This is a genomic window from Pseudomonas sp. 9.2(2024), from assembly GCF_039695385.1.
Lineage (GTDB): Bacteria > Pseudomonadota > Gammaproteobacteria > Pseudomonadales > Pseudomonadaceae > Aquipseudomonas > Aquipseudomonas paraglycinae.
In genome coordinates, this window is sequence record NZ_CP155585.1 from 4,815,496 (window position 1) to 4,832,932 (window position 17,437).

A 17,437-nucleotide genomic window follows, 5' to 3' on the forward strand; every position below is an offset into this window, starting at 1 on the left:
AGATCGGCTCAGGCTAATCAGGCTCTCTTGTACGGACGGGAACGTCTGCACCGGGCCTTTGGTGGAGCAAATGGTTGGTATCGTTAGCTGGCTACGTTAACCCGCGATTAACAAAAAAGCCCTGCACTTTTTAAATAAGTGCAGGGCTTTGGGTTCAGCCTTGAAAGCGTAGCCTCAATACCTGTTGGGCTCCATTTCCAGCTCGACATTGAAACGTTCTGCAATGTCTTTCTGGATGCGCTGGGCCAGATCGAGTAATTGCAGCCCGGTCGCCGTGCCGTAGTTGACCAGCACCAGCGCCTGCAATTTATGCACGCCGGCATCGGCCTCACGGAAACCTTTCCAGCCGGCACGCTCGATCAACCAGCCGGCCGCCAGTTTCATCTGCCCGTCCGGTTGCGCGTAGGCCACCAGATCTGGATGCTGCGCCTTGATCTGTGCGACCACGGCCGCCGACACCAGCGGGTTCTTGAAGAAGCTGCCGGCATTGCCGAGCACCGCCGGGTCCGGCAGTTTTTCGCTGCGAATGCTGCAAATGGCCCGGCTGACATCCGTCGGCGTCGGCTGCTCGATACCCTGCTCGGACAGGCGCTGACGCACCGGGCCGTATTCCAGGTGCAGATGCGCGACTCGATCCAGTGCAACTCGCACCCGCAGGATCAGCCAACGACCCGGCTGCTGCTTGAACACGCTGTCGCGGTAGGCGAAGTTGCACTCTTCCAGACTGAAGTCGCGCAGCTCGCCGGTCTGGCGATCCAGCGCCGTCAGGCCGGCGAACACATCCTTGATCTCGACACCGTAGGCACCGATGTTCTGCATCGGTGCGGCGCCAACGGTGCCGGGGATCAGACTGAGATTCTCCAGCCCGGAAAAACCCTGCGCCAGCGTGTGCTGCACGAACGGGTGCCATGGCTCCCCAGCTTCGGCTTCGATCACCACGCGGTTGCCGTCGTCGCTGATGACGCGGATGCCACGAGTGGCCATGCGCAGCACCAGCGCCGGGATGTCCGCCGTGAGCAACAGGTTGCTGCCGCCACCGATCACCAGCAACGGCACATCGTGGGAAGTCGCGTAAGCCAGGGCTTCGCGCACATCGGCGTCACTGTGGGCTTCGGCAAACAGCTGCGCGCGAACGTCGACGCCGAAGGTATTGAAGGGTTTCAGGGAAACCTGCGGTTGCACCTGCAAACTCATAACCGCCCCTTCACTTCGATCAACAGCTGATCGCAGGCACGTTCGATCAGATCCAGCACCTGCTCGAAACCCTGATCGCCGTCGTAATACGGATCCGGTACTTCATCGACTTCGCCTTCATAGCGGCGCAGGAACAGATCCAGCTCGGCCTTGCCGGTGGACGGTTGCAAGGCCTTGAGGTTGCGCAGGTTGCTGTTGTCCATGGCGAGGATCAGGTCGTAGCTGGCGAAATCGGCGCGGCTGACCTGCTGGGCGCGTTGCGCCGACAGGTCATAACCACGCAGTTTGGCCGCAGCCTGGCTGCGCTTGTCCGGCGGATTGCCGACGTGCCAGTCGCCGGTGCCGGCGGAGGCCACTTCGACCTGATCCGCCAGTCCCGCTTCACGCAACTTGTGGCGCAAAACGCCTTCGGCGGTGGGCGAACGGCAGATGTTGCCCAGGCATACGAACAGAACGCGCATCAGGCCTCCAGCAGGCGACGGACGCGCTCGAGATCTTCGGCGGTGTCGACCCCGGTCGGCGGCGCGATCAACGCGTCAGCCACATGAATCCGCACGCCGTGCCACAGGGCACGCAGTTGTTCGAGGGATTCGGTGTTTTCCAGCCAGCACGGGCCCCAGCTCACGAAATCCTGAAGGAAGCCGGCGCGGTAGGCATAAATGCCGATGTGGCGACGATAGGGCACGCCTTCCGGCAACACATCGCGGCTCTTGGCGAACGCATCGCGGGCCCATGGCAGGGTCGCGCGACTGAAGGTCAGCGCCAGACCGTTGAGGTCACTGACAACCTTGACCACGTTCGGGTTGAACAGGGTTTCCACGTCTTCGATCGGCTCGGCCAGGGTGGCCATGCGCGCTTCGGTGTGGGCTGCGAGGTTGGCGGCGACCTGATCGATCACGCTCGGCGGGATCAGCGGTTCGTCACCCTGCACGTTGACCACGATGGCATCCGGCTCCAGACCCAACTTCGCGGCCACTTCGGCCAGACGATCAGTGCCGGAGTTGTGATCTTCACGGGTCAGCACCACTTCGGCGCCGAAGGCCTTGCAGGCCTCGACAATGCGCGCATCGTCGGTGGCCACGACCACACGGCTGGCGCTGCTTTTGCTGGCCTGTTCCCAGACGTGCTGGATCATCGGCTTGCCGGCGATATCCAGCAGCGGCTTGCCCGGCAAGCGAGTCGAGGCATATCGCGACGGGATGACAACGGTGAAGGCTGTGGTCATTTATCCAGACGCTCGTCGGTGGTCAGGGTGCGGGCTTCGCTTTCCAGCATGACCGGGATGCCGTCGCGGATCGGGTACGCCAGGCCGGCGCCCTTGCTGATCAGTTCGGTCTTGTCGGCGCTGAGCTTGAGCGGGCCTTTGCAGATCGGGCAGGCGAGGATGTCGAGCAGTTTGGTGTCCATGAACATTCCCTGGATAAAAACGGATTAAGGCAAAAGACGATCCGGCAACAGGCGCATCAGTTGCGTGTCGAACCAGGCCACGAAGGCCGGCGACGGCACGGCATCGACCGCCAGGTACCACCAGTCATCGGCGGCGAAGGCACGGCACTTCACCGCGTCCTTTTCAGTCATCACCACTGGCAATGACGGCGTGAAACTCAAGGCCTGCACGCTGTATTCGGCGTGATCGGCAAACGCGTGGGGCACAGGCCGCCAGTCTAGCGCTTCGAGGGTATTGAAGAAACGTTGCGGGTTGCCGATCCCGGCCACCGCGTGCACGGCCTGACCGGGCGGGAAATGATCGAGCGACCGGCGTTCGCCGCTGCGCAGATTGACCAGCGCCGACGGTTTGAGACGGAAAGCGAATCCGCCGTCGCGATCCTCAAGGGCGCCATTGAATAGCACACCGTCAACGCTTTGCAGGCGCTCGGCCGGCTCGCGCAGGGGGCCGGCGGGCAGGCAGCGCTGGTTGCCAAGGCCACGAGCGGCGTCGATCAGCACCAGTTCCAGATCCCGCGCGAGGCGGTAATGCTGCATGCCGTCATCGGACAGGATCAGGTCCAGCGGCTCGCTGTCCAGCAGGGCTCTGACGGCGGCGCTGCGATCGGGGTCGATCATCAGCGGCACGCCGGTGCGCTGCACGATCAGCAAAGGTTCGTCGCCGGCGATGTCGGCAGTCTGGTCAGCTTCGACCCGCCATGGCAGTTGCGCCGGTTTGGCGCCGTAACCGCGACTGACCACGCCGACCCGCAGCCCGTGGCGTCGGCAATGCTCGATCAGCCACAGGATCATCGGCGTCTTGCCGGTGCCGCCGACGGTGATGTTGCCGACCACGATCACCGGCACCGGGGATTGATAGATCTCACCCTCGCCGTCGAGAAAACGCTGACGCTTGCCGGCCACGACGCGGCGGTACAGCCACTCCAGCGGCCGCAACAGCGTCAGGGCCGGGTGCCCCTCGTACCATGCGGCGAGCAGACGATCGGACATGGCCATCAGGATTTGGGCGCCGCCTCGACCGTGGTCATGCGCAGATGGCTGAAACCGAGCTTGCCGGCCGCGTCCATGGCGGTGATCACGGATTGGTGCTGAGTCTTGCCGTCAGCACTGATCGACAACGGCATGTTGGTGTCGCCGTTGGCTTCTTTCTGCATGGCTTCCATCAGGGTCGCCAGATCGTTTTTCGGCAGAATCTTGTTGTTCACCGAGAACACGCCTTCGGCGCTGATGGCCACGTCCAGTTGCTTGACCTGCTGATCCTCGGCCGGCGAGCCGCTGACCGCTTCCGGCAGATCGACACGCAGCTGGGTTTCGCGGGTGAAGGTGGTGGTCACGACGAAAAACAGCAACAGGATGAACACCACGTCGATCAGCGACGCGAGGTTGATGTCGATGGTTTCCCGGGGTTTGCGACGGAATTTCACGCTTTTTCCCCGGCCAGATCGACGTCACGGTCGCCCTGCACCACTTCCACCAGTTTGATCGCTTCCTGTTCCATGCCCACCACCAGTTCATCGATGCGGCGTTGCAGGAAACGGTGGAAGAACACCGCCGGAATACCGACCATCAGGCCCGCAGCAGTGGTGATCAGCGCCTTGGAAATACCGCCGGCCAGCACCGCAGCATTGGTGGTCATTCCCGAGCCGGTGAAGGCGCTGAAAATATCGATCATGCCCAGCACCGTGCCCAGCAGACCGAGCAGCGGCGACATGGCGGCGATGGTGCCCAGCGCGTTGACGTAGCGTTCCAGCTCGTGGATGACCCGGGCGGCCGCTTCTTCAATGCACTCCTTCATGATCTCGCGACCATGCTTGGAGTTGGCCAGGCCCGCGGCGAGGATTTCCCCCAGCGGCGAGTTGGCACGCAATTCCTTGAGTTTTTCCTTGTTGAGCTGCTTGTCCTTGATCCAGACCCAGACCTGACCCAGCAGATGCTCAGGGGTGACGCGACTGGCGCGCAGGGTCCACAGGCGCTCGGCGACGATCGCCATGGCGGCGATGGAACTCAGAATGATCGGCAACATCATCCAGCCGCCGGATTTGACCAATTCCCACACAGTGACAGCCCCCTCGAAAAAGTGCGCCACTTTACCATACCGGTTCGCGATAAAGACCCGTCGCCCCGACGACCGTGCTCAACGGTACTCCGCCCCCGGCAACGGCGGGTCGCGCCAGAACCGGCGTTGTTGACGCATTGACCGGGCCGGCTGAAACCGCCCCAGTTGCAGATGAATGGCGCCCTGCTCGGCGCTGTCATGGATGTGTATGCCCTGTTTGCGGTAGCGGGCAATGACCGTCGGGTGCGGGTGGCCGAACGAATTGCCCTGCCCTCGGGAAATCAGCACGGCCTGTGGCTGCAAAGCCTTGAGCAAGGCCATCGATGAGGAACTGCGGCTGCCATGGTGCGGGGCTTGCAGCCACCGGGTTTGAACTGCCAGCGCGCTGTTGAGCAGGTCCCGTTCGGCGGCGCTGTCGATGTCGCCGGTCAGCAGCAACCGCTCACCGTTGGCTTCGATCTGCAACACGCAGGAACGCTGATTACTGTCGTGGGCGTCGGCCCATTGCCATAGATGAAAGGCAACGCCGTCCCACTGCCATTGCCGACCACTTTCACAGACCTCGGCATTCAGCGCTTCGGGCAACCCCGGCGGATCGCCGCTGATGACCCGGCTGACCGGCAATCCTTTCGCCACTGCGAGTGCGCCACCCGCGTGATCGGCATCGGCATGGCTGAGCAGCATCAGATCGAGGTGTTCCACCCCCAGTTTGCGCAATGCCGGCAGCACCACTCGCTCGCCGAGGTCGAAGTCGCCGAAACGCGGGCCGCTGTCGTACAGCAAGGTGTGATGTCGGGTGCGGATCAGAATTGCCAGGCCTTGGCCGACATCCAGTTGCCAGACATCGGCCACGCCTTCGGCCAGACGCTCTCGAGGCGGAAATGCCAGCACCAGCAGCAATGGCCAGCCCAAAGGACGCAAGGGAACGCCCCGAGGTAGCAATAACAGCACTGCACCAAGACCTCCCAGCGCCCAGACCCACCACTCCATCGTCGTCGGCACCCACGCTGGCCAACGCCCGGCAATCAGGGCCAGCGCCCGGAACAATCCATCGATCAGTCCACCGGCCAGCCACAGCAGCCCTTCCCCGACATAGGGAATCGGCAACAGCAATGTCCCCAGCAACGCCGGCGGCAGCACCGCAAAACTGACCCACGGCACCGCCAGCAGATTGGCCAGTGGTCCGCTGAGGCTGATCGGCAGACTCAACGCCACCAGCACCGGGCACAAGCCGATCGCAATCAGCCACTGCGCACGCGTCCAGGTCTGCCACCAGCGCGATGGCCCCAGACGGCCACCGAAGGTGAAGATCAGCACGGCGACCGCGATAAAGGACAGCCACAACCCCGGACGCAGACTGGCCAGCGGATCCATCAACAACACACCATTAAAGGCCAGCAGCAACGGCCACCAGGCACCGAGATGGCGAAAGCGCAAACGCCACAACAACACCAGCGCAACCATCACGCAGGCCCGCCGCACCGGCACGTCGAATCCGGCCAGCAGGCCGTAACCCAGCGCCGCCGCGAACGCCAGACCGCACGCCCAGGGCAGCCAAGGCCAACGCAACGGCCAGATCCCGACCCGCGCCAGCCCGGCGACCAGCGCATACATCAACGCCGCCAACAGCCCGATGTGCTGACCGGAAATCACCAGCAGGTGTACGGTGCCGGTGTCCTGCAGGGTCTGCCAGTCCTCACGACTGAGCCCGGAGCCATCGCCGAGCACCAACGCAGCCAGGGCGCCGTTGCGTCCCTGGGCATCCACCGCAAGCAGGCGCTGGCGAATGCTGTCACGCCAGGCCCACTGCGCCGGCGCCAGGCGCTGACCATCCTTCACCGTCCCGGTAGCGCCGATGCGCTGCGCCAGCAGCCAGGCTTCGTAATCAAACGCATCCGGATTGAGCAGGCCACCGGGGCGCTTGAGCTTGACTGCCAGTCGCCAGCGTTCGCCACTTTTGATCTCAGGCCCGGCGTACCACGCCAGACGCATCAGCGACGGCAGTTTCTCGTGACGCGAGCGCGCATCGACCAGTTCGAAGCGCACGACGCCCTCGGCATTCTGCGGCAAGCCGACGACCCGTCCTTCCACCCAGCGCGTTTCGCCATCCAGCCGGGAAGGCAGCCGGTCATTCAACGCCATCTGCGCGTTGAAACCCGCCCATGTAAATCCAAGCAGCAAAAACGCCAGTGGATAGCTGCGAAACGGCAGCAGCATCAGCGCCACCCACGGCAACACCAGCAATAACCCGACCGGCGGCAAGGCCGGCAAAAAAACCGGTGCCAGCAGACCGACCGCCAGCGCCATCATCCCTGTGCGCATAAGCCCGTCCTTGAGAGTCCCACCTTCAGGCATAGCGGTTGCGGGGCACGCGCGTCGTTATCAATTGTCACAAAGTCTGAATGGGCGGTTCATAGAATCCAGACATACTTGCCGCCTTAACCGACCGAGAAGCCTTATGCCCCGGCGCTTATTCAAACGTTACATGCCCGACCCGACGAGCATCAGGGAACACAAATCCTTACGCTTTCTCGGAACGTTGCTGCATGACCCGAACCTCTGGCACCTCAACCGACACTCGGTGGCCCGGGCCATGGCCGTTGGCCTGTTCGCCGCGTTCCTGCCGATTCCCGCACAGATGCTGGTGGCCGCCGTCCTCGCGATCATGGTGCGCGGCAACATGCCGATTGCCGTCAGTCTGGTCTGGCTGACCAATCCGATCACCATGCCGGCGGTATTCTTCTGCACGTATCAGGCCGGGGCCTGGCTGATGGATGTGCCCGCCCGCACGCTCCCCGACGAATTGACCTGGGAATGGATCAGCGGTGAGCTCTCGACCTTGTGGCAACCGTTCCTGCTGGGTTCGGTGGTGGTCGGGTTGGCACTGGGCGCCCTCGCCTATTGTCTGGTGATGATGTACTGGCGCTGGTGGGTGGCCCGGCAATGGGCGCGGCGCAAGAAAAGACGTCAGGCGTGAATGCAAAACGGCCTCCACTGTGGGAGGCCGTTTTTCATTGCAGCATTGAAGGGATCAGGTGCGCATGCCGCGCCCGCTCACCAGCAACCGCGAACAACCGATATACAGCACCACGGTCGCCACCAGCATGAAGGTGATCGCGATGCCGATGCGAATGTCCGACACACCGAGGATGCCGTAACGGAAAGCGTTGACCATGTGCAGCACCGGGTTGGCCAGCGACACGGTCTGCCAGAACGGCGGCAGCAAGGTGATCGAATAGAACACGCCGCCCAGGTAGGTCAGCGGGGTCAGCACAAAGGTCGGGATGATCGAGATGTCATCGAAGTTGCGCGCAAACACCGCGTTGATGAAGCCCAGCAGCGAGAAGATCGTCGCCGTCAGCACCACCACCAGCACCGTCACGCCAAGATGGTGTACCTGCAAATGGGTGAAGAACAGCGACAGGATCGTCACAATCACACCCACCATCAGGCCGCGCAGGACGCCACCAATGGTGTAACCGATCAGGATCGTGTGCGGCGACACCGGCGACACCATCAGCTCTTCGATGGAGCGCTGGAACTTGCTGCCGAAGAAGCTCGACACCACGTTGCCGTAGGAGTTGGTGATCACCGACATCATGATCAGCCCCGGCACGATGTACTCCATGTAGGTGAAGCCACCCATATCGCCGATCTGCCGGCCGATCAGGTTACCGAAGATCACGAAGTACAGAACCATGGTGATCGCCGGCGGCAGCAGAGTCTGCGGCCAGATCCGGGTGAAGCGTCTGACTTCGCGGTAAACGATGGTGTTGAGGGCAACGAGGTTGGGGCGCAGCTCGGAACTCATACCGCCACCTTCGACAGATTTTTCTCCACCAGGGACACGAACAGCTCCTCGAGGCGATTGGTTTTATTGCGCAGGCTCAGCACTTCGATGTTCTGCAGGGCCAGTTGGCCGAACAGCGCTGTGATGCCCATGGACTTGTCGACCTGGACTTCCAGGGTATGGCCGTCCAGCAAACGCGCCGGATAACCCGCCAGTTGCGGCGCGACACTCAGACCGTTCTTCAGGTCCAGCAGGAAGGTTTCCACATGCAGTTGGCCTAGCAGCTGACGCATGCTGGTGTTCTCGACGATGGTGCCGTGGTCGATGATGCCGATGTTGCGGCACAACTGCTCAGCCTCTTCCAGGTAGTGGGTGGTGAGGATGATGGTGATGCCTTTCTGGTTCAGTTCGGTGAGGAACGTCCACATCGAACGGCGCAGTTCGATATCCACCCCGGCGGTCGGTTCATCGAGGATCAGCAGACGCGGTTCATGCACCAGCGCCCGCGCGATCATCAAGCGACGCTTCATGCCGCCGGACAGCGAACGCGACGGCACATCGCGTTTGTCCCACAGGCCGAGCTGGGTCAGGTACTGCTCGGCGCGTTCCTTGGCGACCTTCGCCGGAATGCCGTAGTAACCGGCCTGGGTCACGACGATGTCGAACGTCTTTTCGAACTGGTTGAAGTTGAATTCCTGGGGCACCACGCCGATCGAGCGCTTGAGCGCCGCCGGGTTCTTGTCCAGGTCGTGGCCAAAGATATTCACGGTGCCGCTGGTCTTGTTGACCAGGGTCGAGAGAATGCCGATGGTCGTGGATTTGCCGGCGCCGTTGGGGCCGAGCAAGGCGAAGAAGTCACCTTCGGCGACGTCCAGATCGATACCACTCAAGGCCTGGAACCCGTTGCCGTAGGTTTTGGTTAGCTGCCGGATGGACAGAGCGGAACTCATATCGGATTTACGCACCCAGTAAAGAAAAAAGGACTGATAAAAGGCCGGCGGCGAGGAAGACAACCGCAGCGCTCGAGCGCAATGGTGCTTGCCGTCGCCGCACAAGTACAGTCAAGTGTGTCGATAGTAGGTATTAAGTCAACGCGGTCATGACAGCTTTCTGATACGCCGGACGCTGCTTTAGCCGCGCATACCAGGCTTCAAGATTCGGCTGTGACGCGCGCTCGATCGGCATCTCGAACCAGGCATAAATGAAACTGCCGAGCGGGATATCGCCCATGCCGATTTCGTTGCCGGACAGATACGGCTGATCCTTCAGCGCCTGATCGGCCATCGCCAGCAAGCCGTCACATTCCTTGATCGCCGCATGGATTGCCGGCCAGTCCTGCTTGTCTGCCGGGGTACGCAGAACGCCCCAGAACACCGTGCGAAACGGTCCTGCAAAACTGGAAGTCGTCCAGTCCATCCATTTGTCAGCGGTGGCGCGGGTCTGCGGATCCGCCGGGTACCACGAAGTATCGGCTGCATGCTTTGCCAGCAGGTAACGCACAATGGCATTGGATTCCCACAGCACAAAACCGTCGTCCTGAATCACCGGCACCCGCCCGTTCGGGTTCATTGCCCGGTACTCCGGCGTGTCGACCACCCCAAACGCGCCACCGGCATCAATGGCCTCGTAGGCCAGCCCGAGCTCTTCGGCAGCCCACAACGGCTTTCTGACATTCGACGAATTCTTGCGACCCCAGATCTTCAGCATGACCGCCTCTTTTCCAGTAAATGGGCAGGCAGCATACGCCGGATCAGAGGCGGCCGACATCACCGCGCATGTCACCGGACAGTGGCGTCTGCTGATCGTTGAACAGGTGCGGATAACATTTCTGCAGATGTTCGAAGAAAAAAGATTCCGGTACATCGGCGAACTGGCCGTGATCGACCAGGTACTCCATCAGCAACGCACCATCGCTGTTGTACGGGTGGAAAACGCTGTCGCTCATGCCGTCGAATTCCAGCGGCGCAACGTTGAACATTTCGCAGAGTTTCTGGTTGAACGCGGGGGTGGCTTTCACCCAGCGATCATTGAGAAACAGCTCGGTATAACCATGCATGGCGAACACTTCGCTTCTCAGCAGTTCAAGCAGACGCGGCGTCGACAGATGATTTTTCACATCCGCAAGACCAATGCGTGCGGGGATCCCGCAATGGCGCGCGCAACCGGCGAGCAACGTGGCCTTGGGCACGCAATAACTCTCACCCGCCGCCAGCGCGTAGCTGCCGCGCAAGGTCTGCGGGTCGCGGCTGAAGGTGTACATGTTGTAACGCACCGCCTCGCGCACGGCGTAATAAAGACTGACCGCCTGCGCGAGCGGATCGCGGCTGGCACCACGGTGCTGCTCGGCGAACTCCACCACCGAGGGGTGGTCACTATCGATGAAGCGGCCGGGGCTCAGATACTCGTGCATGACGACATTCTCCTGATTGAGCCCCGAGTCTAGCGAGAGGTTCAGCACAGAGATAACGACGTTTCGGCCAAACATGCACGCAAAGACGCGGAAGCGGCGAACGATTTCCCACGCGTGTTGCCCACCGAACCTACAAAAGACATCCGGGGTTTCCCACGATTTCAATCACCTTGCTCTGACCGCCCCGTTTTGCAGATGCCGTCTAAGCTCTGGTGGGTCGGTTCGCCCTGGTTCACGGAGGATTAAATATGCTGTTGTTGTGGATACTGGTTCTGATCGTCGGCGTGGCGTATCTGGCCCACCGGCGCATCGCCCCGCTGCCGGCACTGGGTATCGTCGCCGCTTACCTGTTGGCGATGGGGATTTTCAGCCACGCACCGGGCTGGTTGCTGCTGATTTTCTGGGTCGTGCTGGCCCTGGTCGCCGCCCCGCTGCTGTTGCCTGACCTGCGCCGCAAACACTTCACCGCGCCGCTGTTCAGCTGGTTCCAGAAAACCCTGCCTCCGATGTCGCAGACCGAACGCGACGCGATCAACGCCGGCACGGTGTGGTGGGACGGCGAACTGTTCAGCGGCCGTCCGGATTGGGACAAGCTGCTGTCCTATCCCAAGGTGCAACTGAGCGAAGAGGAACAGGCGTTCATCGACGGCCCGACCGAAGAGCTCTGCGCCATGGTCACTGACTGGCAGATCGGCCAGTCGATGGACCTGCCGCCCGAAGCCTGGACCCACATCAAGGAACACGGTTTCTTCGCCCTGATCATTCCCAAGGAGTTCGGCGGCAAGGGTTTCTCCGCCTACGCCCACTCCCAAGTGGCGATGAAACTGGCGACCCGCAGCGGCGACCTCGCCTCTACCGTGATGGTGCCCAACTCCCTCGGCCCGGCCGAACTGCTGCTGCATTACGGCACCGACGAACAACGCAATCATTACCTGCCACGGCTGGCCCGGGGCGACGACATTCCTTGCTTTGCGCTGACTGGCCCGCTCGCGGGTTCAGACGCGGGTGCGATGCCCGACACCGGGATCATCTGCAAAGGCGAATGGGAAGGTCAGGAAACTCTCGGCCTGCGCCTGAACTGGGAAAAACGCTACATCACCCTCGGCCCGGTCGCGACCTTGCTCGGCCTGGCCTTCAAGGCCTATGACCCGGATCACCTGCTCGGCGACAAGGAAGATCTCGGCATCAGCCTCGCGCTGATTCCGACCGACACTCCCGGCGTGGAAATCGGCCGTCGCCACCTGCCGCTGGGCGCTGCGTTCATGAACGGCCCGAACTCCGGCAAGGACGTGTTCATCCCGCTGGACTACCTCATCGGCGGCCAGGACATGCTCGGCAAAGGCTGGATGATGCTGATGAACTGCCTGTCGGTCGGGCGTTCGATCTCGCTGCCGGCAGTGGGCACTGGCGCGGCCAAGTTCACCAGCCTGGTGACCGGGCAATACGCGCAGATCCGCGAGCAGTTCAACGTGCCACTCTCAGCATTCGAAGGCATTCAGGAAGCCATGGCGCGGATCGGCGGCAATGCCTGGATGATGGACGCCGCGCGGATGCTGACCGCCAACGCGGTGGATCTGGGCGAGAAACCTTCGGTGCTGTCGGCGATCCTCAAATATCACCTCACCGAGCGCGGTCGCGAGTGCATCAGCCACGCGATGGACGTGCACGGCGGCAAGGCGATCATCATGGGCCCGAACAACTACCTGGGCCGCAGCTGGAACGGCGCGCCGATCTTCATCACCGTGGAAGGCGCGAACATTCTTTCGCGCAACCTGATGATCTTCGGCCAGGGCGCGATCCGCTGCCATCCGTTCGTCCTCAAGGAAATGGCCCTCGCCGGACGCGAGGACAAGGACCAGGCGCTCAAGGAATTCGATGGCCTGCTGCTCAAGCACATCGGATTTGCCGTGAGCAACGCCGCCAGCACGCTGGTGCTGAACCTCGGCTTCGGCCATTTCGAACATACACCGGGAGACAAGCTCAGCCAGGGTTATTTCCGCGCCCTCAACCGTCAGGCTGCCGCGTTTGCCATGCTCGCCGACCTGAGCATGATGCTGCTGGGCGGCGAACTGAAACGCCGCGAGCGTCTGTCGGCGCGTCTGGGTGATGTGCTGAGCAACCTGTATCTGGCCTCGGCGGCGCTCAAGCGTTATCACGACCTCGATTCCCCGGCGTACATGGAACCGCTGTTCAGATGGGCCATGGAAGAAAGCCTCGGCCAGTCGGAAAAGGCGCTGGATGAACTGCTGACCAACTTCCCGAACCGAGTCTTTGGCTGCCTGTTGCGCGTGATCGTGTTCCCGTTCGGCCGCCGTCACAAAGGCCCGTCGGACAGACTCGGTGCCGAAGTGGCTGCGGTCATCGGCCGCGCCAAGGGCGATCCGGCGCTGGAAGAACTGCTTGCGGGCTGCTATCGCCCGCAATCGGCCGACGATGCGGTCGGTGCGCTGCAGCACGCCTGCGATCAGTTGAACGCTGCGCAACCGCTGCACAAAAAACTGCACACGTCGCTCAAGAGCGGTCAGGTCAAACCGGTCGCCGGCGAACACGCCATCGATGCGGCGCTGGAGGCCGGGGTATTGCAGGCCGTGGAAGCCCAGACCCTGCGTGATGCCGAAGCGGCTCGACGCAAGGTGATCGATGTCGATGATTTCGACAAGGAGCAACTGAAACCGGCGGACGGCAAAATCCGCTGATCCCTTCAATCAGTGAAAAACGGGCGCAGGGGCTTTATACTCCCGCGCCCGTTTTGCTCTTGAGGACTTATCTCGTGTCCAACGTCGTTGCCGATCATCTGGTTTTGCTCGACCACCTGCGCAGTATCCTGGTCGCCGTAGGTGAGGCCGATCAGGTTCCCGAAGAAAGCCATGCCCTGTTCCTGGAGCGTTTCGACGAACTGCTGGCATCCCTGCCGATCGAGCCGATCGAAAGCCAATACCTGGGCCAGGACATCCTGACTCAAGTGATTACCCGTTACCCGCAAATTGCCCACCTGATCCCGCGGGATCTGCTGTGGTTCTTCGCCGGCGACTGCCTGCATTACCTGTCCGACGAAGAAATCGACATGTACCAGGCGCTGGAAGAACGCCGCTACGAAGCCGAACAGAACGATGAACCGTTCGACTGGAACCAGGAAAAACAGCTGCTGGCGATGTCCGCCCAGGACAGCAAGCACTGATTTTCATCCAATAAAAAAGGCTCGCATGGTGATCCATGCGGGCCTTTTTTTTATCGGGTCAGAGCAAACCTTCACTCTCGGGCAATTCGTACTCCGCCAACGGTTTTGCACCGCCGGATTTTGCCGGCTTGCTCAGGGTCGGCTCTTTCTCCAGGCACTCCACCAGATAGTCGATGAACACCCGCAGCTTCGGCGGCAGATAACGCGTCGGCGAGTGCAGCAACCACAACCCGCCGTGGTACGACGCCAGGAACGTCCAGTCCGGCAGCACCTGCACGATCAGCCCCTGCTCCAGGGCATAACGCGCGGTGAAATACGGCAGGCTGCCAATGCCGATGTGCTGCAACACGGCGCCCAGACGCACGCCGGTGTGATTGGCGGCATACCGCCCGCGCACGCCGACAGTGACGGCTTTCGTGCCTTTCTTGAATTTCCAGCGCGCATCGCTCGGGGTTTCGCCCAGGTAAATGCAACTGTGGTTAAGCAAGTCATGGGGATGAGTCGGCGTCCCGTGTTCGGCCAGATACTGCGGCGTCGCGCAGAGCAAATGGTCGATGGTCAACAGTTGTCGTCCCACCAGTCCAGCCGGTGGACGGTCCGTGATGCGAATGGCCAGGTCGACATGGTCGTCGATAAGATCGACCTGGCGGTCCTCCAGCAACAGCTCCACATCGACCTTCGGGTAGCGCCGCAGAAACTCCGGCATGTGCGGATGAATCACGAAGCGCCCCACTGCTTTCGGCACGCTGACCCGCACCAGACCTTCGGCTTCGTGAGTGAACTGGCCGCTGATCTCCATCACCGACTTCGCTGCGCTGACCATTTCCTGGCAGCGCTTGAACACTTCTTCTCCGCCATCGCTCAAGCGCAGTTTGCGCGTGGTGCGTTGCAGCAGCCGCGTGGCCAGCGCCTTCTCCAGCCGGGAAATGCTGCGGCTGACTGCCGACGGCGATGAGCCTAATTGGCGAGCGGCTTCGGAGAAGCTGCCGGTCTCGACGACCTTGACGAAAATCGCCATTTCACCGAGCAGCGGCAGTGGGAGATTTATGCTCACAGCGCAACAGTCCTTTGATGTTTGAACGGATTATCACGTTATTGCACGATTCATATAATTAAAAAAGAAACTTTAATAAGGGCATGGAATATGACGCTTCGCCTCTTTTTCCATAGTGATGACCTCAAGGCCAATGTGGAAGTCCTCGACTGCACGCCCCACGAGAACGAATTCGCCGTTGTTTTGCGCGCCACACTTTTTCATCCCCAGGGCGGTGGCCAACCCTGTGATACCGGCTGGATTGGCGACAGCCAGGTGCTGCGGGTCGTTCAGGAACCGGACCGGATCATTCATTTCGTCGATCAACCGGTGCCACTGGGCATGACCCAGATTCGCGTCGACGAAGAACGCCGCCGCTTCAACACCCGCATGCACTCTGCCGGGCATTTGATCGGCCACTTTGTCCAGGCCATGGGCTGGATGCCGATCAAGGCCCATCACTGGCCGGACGAGGGCCGGGTGCAATTCAAGCCCGGAGATTCGGCTCAGGAAGTCGATGCACAAGTCGTTCAATACGGCATCGGGCAATGGATCGAACACGATCTGCCACGCCTGACGTCCCTGCGCGAAGGCGCACGGGAAATCGGTTTCGGTGAACTGCCAGCCTATGGCTGCGGTGGCACCCATGTACGCAGCCTGAAGGATCTGGGCACAGTCACGATCGCGTCCCTTTCGCAGAAGAAAGGCACGTTGTCCGTCCACTACAGCGTGGATTGAGGATTTCGGGCGCTGCCAGATGCAGCGTCCGACGCCGGGGGAACCGCGTTCGCCGGTTCCGTTGACTATTCGATAGATGGACCTGAAACCATGATGCTTGACGTCGAGCGTCTCGATGAGACGTGCATAAAAAAACTGGCCAACGAAGAAGTCCTCGCCATCCGCGTCAAGGGCTTTCTGCCCCAGGCGCAGGCGATCCAGATTGGCGACAAGATCCTCGCGCCCGGCTTCGAGGGCTACATCAACGCGCCCAGTATCGGTCGTATCGGCATGGCGTTCTACGAGGCGGAAAACCAGCCGCTGCTGATCGAGGACTACTTCGAGCGCGCCACCAGCAACATTGCCGAACTGCGCAACCGCTGCGCGCCCTACTCGTCGCCGGTCGACACCCTGCGCTGCATGCTCGACGAATCCTGGCCGGCGGGTGCCCACCTGGAAAACCTTTACGGTCGCAAGATGTACGTCGGCCTGTCCCGGGTAGTGAAACCGGGCGTGTGCTTCCTGGCCCATCACGACATCTTCGCCAAGGACGCCCCGGAAAGTTTTCAGGCCCGCAGCCTCGAGGCGCAGTTCGCCTGCAACGTCTACCTCAACATGCCAACCGAAGGCGGCGCATTGCAGATGTGGGAAGACGACATTTCCCCGGACCGCTTCGATGAAATGCGCGGCGACAGCTACGGCATCGACCCGGCGCTGCTTGGCCCGCCCGCCCTCGAAGTACGCCCGGAACCGGGGGATTTCATCATGTTCAATTCGCGTCGCATGCACTCGGTAACGCCGGGCGTGGCCGATCCGCGCTTGAGCCTTTCGTTTTTTGTCGGCTATCGCGGCAATGCTTCACCCCTGACTTTCTGGAGCTGAAATGACATCGAATTACCTGGGCGAGTTTCTGGCATTGGCCACCATCCACTTTCTGGCCGTGGTCGCTCCCGGCCCGGACTTCGCCGTGACCATCCGCCAGAGTGTGCGTTTCGGTCGACTGGTCGGCATCTGCACGGCATTGGGCATCGGCGCGGGAATTTCCGTGCACGTGCTGTACACCTTGCTGGGCGTAGGCGCCTTGATGCACACCACGCCCTGGCTGCTGACCGTCGCCAAAGTGGTCGGCGGTGCTTACATTCTTCACCTCGGCGTCAGCCTGATACGCAGCAAACCCAAGACCACAATGGAAGGCGAAAAGACCAGCGACGAACCGTTGATTGAACAATCGCTGTTCAAGGCGTTTTCCACCGGTTTCCTGACCAACGCCACCAACCCCAAGGCCACGCTGTTTTTCCTGGCGATCTTCACCACGATCATCAGCGCCAGCACACCGCTGCAAATCCAGGCGCTGTACGGGTTGTGGATGTGCGGGGTGAATGCGTTGTGGTTCGTGATCGTCGCGCTGTTCTTTTCCAGCAGCAAAGTGCGCGTGCTGTTCATGCGCATGGGCCACTGGTTCGAGCGCAGCATGGGGGTGATTCTGATCCTGTTTGCCGGGCGTCTGGTGTTGTCGATGTAAGCGCATTGATCGGAGAAGCCCGATCCAGAGGGACTGGACGGGCTTTTTCATTTCTGCGCCGCTTTTGCATTTCTGTGCGACGCGTCCCACT

Annotated in this window: 19 protein-coding genes; 6 read left to right on the plus strand and 13 right to left on the minus strand. The window is 61.5% G+C overall.

Translation table 11 applies throughout. The features are described from left to right. Positions 1 to 174 precede the first annotated feature (174 nt). From murB to ABFB52_RS21645, 8 genes are all read right to left on the minus strand, one after another. Positions 175 to 1,194 (minus strand): UDP-N-acetylmuramate dehydrogenase, encoded by a 1,020-nt coding sequence (gene murB, locus ABFB52_RS21610; protein WP_129973699.1) that lies wholly within the window; start codon positions 1,192 to 1,194, stop codon positions 175 to 177. Further along, positions 1,191 to 1,655 (minus strand): low molecular weight protein-tyrosine-phosphatase, encoded by a 465-nt coding sequence (locus ABFB52_RS21615; RefSeq protein ID WP_064598568.1) that lies wholly within the window; start codon positions 1,653 to 1,655, stop codon positions 1,191 to 1,193. The genes murB and ABFB52_RS21615 overlap by 4 nt, the downstream gene beginning before the upstream one ends. Continuing rightward, on the minus strand, positions 1,655 to 2,419 hold the full coding sequence (kdsB, locus tag ABFB52_RS21620; RefSeq protein WP_064383500.1) for a 3-deoxy-manno-octulosonate cytidylyltransferase: 765 nt from the start codon (positions 2,417 to 2,419) through the stop codon (positions 1,655 to 1,657). The genes ABFB52_RS21615 and kdsB overlap by 1 nt, the downstream gene beginning before the upstream one ends. Beyond that, positions 2,416 to 2,601, minus strand: a complete 186-nt coding sequence (locus ABFB52_RS21625; protein ID WP_003174668.1) for a Trm112 family protein — start codon at positions 2,599 to 2,601, stop codon at positions 2,416 to 2,418. Before ABFB52_RS21625 ends, kdsB begins: the two co-directional genes overlap by 4 nt. Positions 2,602 to 2,625: 24 nt before the next feature. After that, a complete protein-coding gene (lpxK, locus tag ABFB52_RS21630; RefSeq protein ID WP_085745065.1) occupies positions 2,626 to 3,636 on the minus strand; it encodes a tetraacyldisaccharide 4'-kinase in 1,011 nt (336 codons plus the stop codon). After that, positions 3,636 to 4,064 carry a biopolymer transporter ExbD gene (locus ABFB52_RS21635; RefSeq protein ID WP_007950767.1) on the minus strand — a complete coding sequence of 143 codons (429 nt, stop codon included), beginning with the start codon at positions 4,062 to 4,064 and terminating at the stop codon, positions 3,636 to 3,638. Before ABFB52_RS21635 ends, lpxK begins: the two co-directional genes overlap by 1 nt. Next, complete coding sequence (locus ABFB52_RS21640) at positions 4,061 to 4,696, minus strand: MotA/TolQ/ExbB proton channel family protein (RefSeq protein WP_165369563.1); 636 nt, start codon at positions 4,694 to 4,696, stop codon at positions 4,061 to 4,063. Before ABFB52_RS21640 ends, ABFB52_RS21635 begins: the two co-directional genes overlap by 4 nt. A gap of 78 nt (positions 4,697 to 4,774) precedes the next feature. Then, complete coding sequence (locus ABFB52_RS21645; RefSeq protein ID WP_129973698.1) at positions 4,775 to 7,018, minus strand: DNA internalization-related competence protein ComEC/Rec2; 2,244 nt, start codon at positions 7,016 to 7,018, stop codon at positions 4,775 to 4,777. A 136-nt stretch (positions 7,019 to 7,154) separates the two neighbouring features. On the opposite strand from ABFB52_RS21645, the gene ABFB52_RS21650 reads away from it, so the two are divergent. Beyond that, positions 7,155 to 7,673, plus strand: a complete 519-nt coding sequence (locus ABFB52_RS21650; RefSeq protein ID WP_007950764.1) for a DUF2062 domain-containing protein — start codon at positions 7,155 to 7,157, stop codon at positions 7,671 to 7,673. Positions 7,674 to 7,727: 54 nt separating this feature from the next. Here ABFB52_RS21650 and ABFB52_RS21655 read toward each other — a convergent pair whose 3' ends face one another. The 4 genes from ABFB52_RS21655 to ABFB52_RS21670 form a co-directional block, all read right to left on the minus strand. Next, positions 7,728 to 8,507, minus strand: a complete 780-nt coding sequence (locus ABFB52_RS21655) for an ABC transporter permease (RefSeq protein ID WP_007950763.1) — start codon at positions 8,505 to 8,507, stop codon at positions 7,728 to 7,730. Continuing rightward, positions 8,504 to 9,436, minus strand: coding sequence for an ABC transporter ATP-binding protein (locus tag ABFB52_RS21660; RefSeq protein WP_129973697.1), 933 nt, complete (start codon positions 9,434 to 9,436; stop codon positions 8,504 to 8,506). The genes ABFB52_RS21655 and ABFB52_RS21660 overlap by 4 nt, the downstream gene beginning before the upstream one ends. 133 nt (positions 9,437 to 9,569) lie before the next feature. Further along, positions 9,570 to 10,193, minus strand: coding sequence for a glutathione S-transferase (locus ABFB52_RS21665; RefSeq protein ID WP_102686518.1), 624 nt, complete (start codon positions 10,191 to 10,193; stop codon positions 9,570 to 9,572). A gap of 43 nt (positions 10,194 to 10,236) precedes the next feature. Continuing rightward, positions 10,237 to 10,896, minus strand: coding sequence for a transglutaminase family protein (locus ABFB52_RS21670; protein ID WP_129973696.1), 660 nt, complete (start codon positions 10,894 to 10,896; stop codon positions 10,237 to 10,239). A 248-nt stretch (positions 10,897 to 11,144) separates the two neighbouring features. On the opposite strand from ABFB52_RS21670, the gene ABFB52_RS21675 reads away from it, so the two are divergent. Continuing rightward, entirely contained in the window at positions 11,145 to 13,592 is a 2,448-nt protein-coding gene (locus ABFB52_RS21675; protein ID WP_129973695.1) for an acyl-CoA dehydrogenase, read from the plus strand. Between the two features lie 74 nt (positions 13,593 to 13,666). Further along, on the plus strand, positions 13,667 to 14,074 hold the full coding sequence (locus ABFB52_RS21680; protein ID WP_007950758.1) for a PA2817 family protein: 408 nt from the start codon (positions 13,667 to 13,669) through the stop codon (positions 14,072 to 14,074). Positions 14,075 to 14,132: 58 nt separating this feature from the next. Here the strand turns inward: ABFB52_RS21680 and ABFB52_RS21685 are convergent, their stop codons facing one another. Beyond that, positions 14,133 to 15,128 (minus strand): LysR family transcriptional regulator, encoded by a 996-nt coding sequence (locus tag ABFB52_RS21685; protein WP_102717067.1) that lies wholly within the window; start codon positions 15,126 to 15,128, stop codon positions 14,133 to 14,135. A gap of 90 nt (positions 15,129 to 15,218) precedes the next feature. Between ABFB52_RS21685 and ABFB52_RS21690 the strand changes: the two genes are divergently transcribed. The 3 genes from ABFB52_RS21690 to ABFB52_RS21700 all read left to right on the plus strand — a co-directional run bounded on the left by ABFB52_RS21690 (position 15,219) and on the right by ABFB52_RS21700 (position 17,346). After that, positions 15,219 to 15,845 (plus strand): hypothetical protein, encoded by a 627-nt coding sequence (locus ABFB52_RS21690; RefSeq protein WP_085745073.1) that lies wholly within the window; start codon positions 15,219 to 15,221, stop codon positions 15,843 to 15,845. Between the two features lie 90 nt (positions 15,846 to 15,935). Further along, positions 15,936 to 16,706 carry a 2OG-Fe(II) oxygenase gene (locus tag ABFB52_RS21695; protein WP_007952184.1) on the plus strand — a complete coding sequence of 257 codons (771 nt, stop codon included), beginning with the start codon at positions 15,936 to 15,938 and terminating at the stop codon, positions 16,704 to 16,706. A gap of 1 nt (position 16,707) precedes the next feature. Continuing rightward, entirely contained in the window at positions 16,708 to 17,346 is a 639-nt protein-coding gene (locus ABFB52_RS21700; protein ID WP_129973694.1) for a LysE family translocator, read from the plus strand. Positions 17,347 to 17,437: the final 91 nt, after the last annotated feature.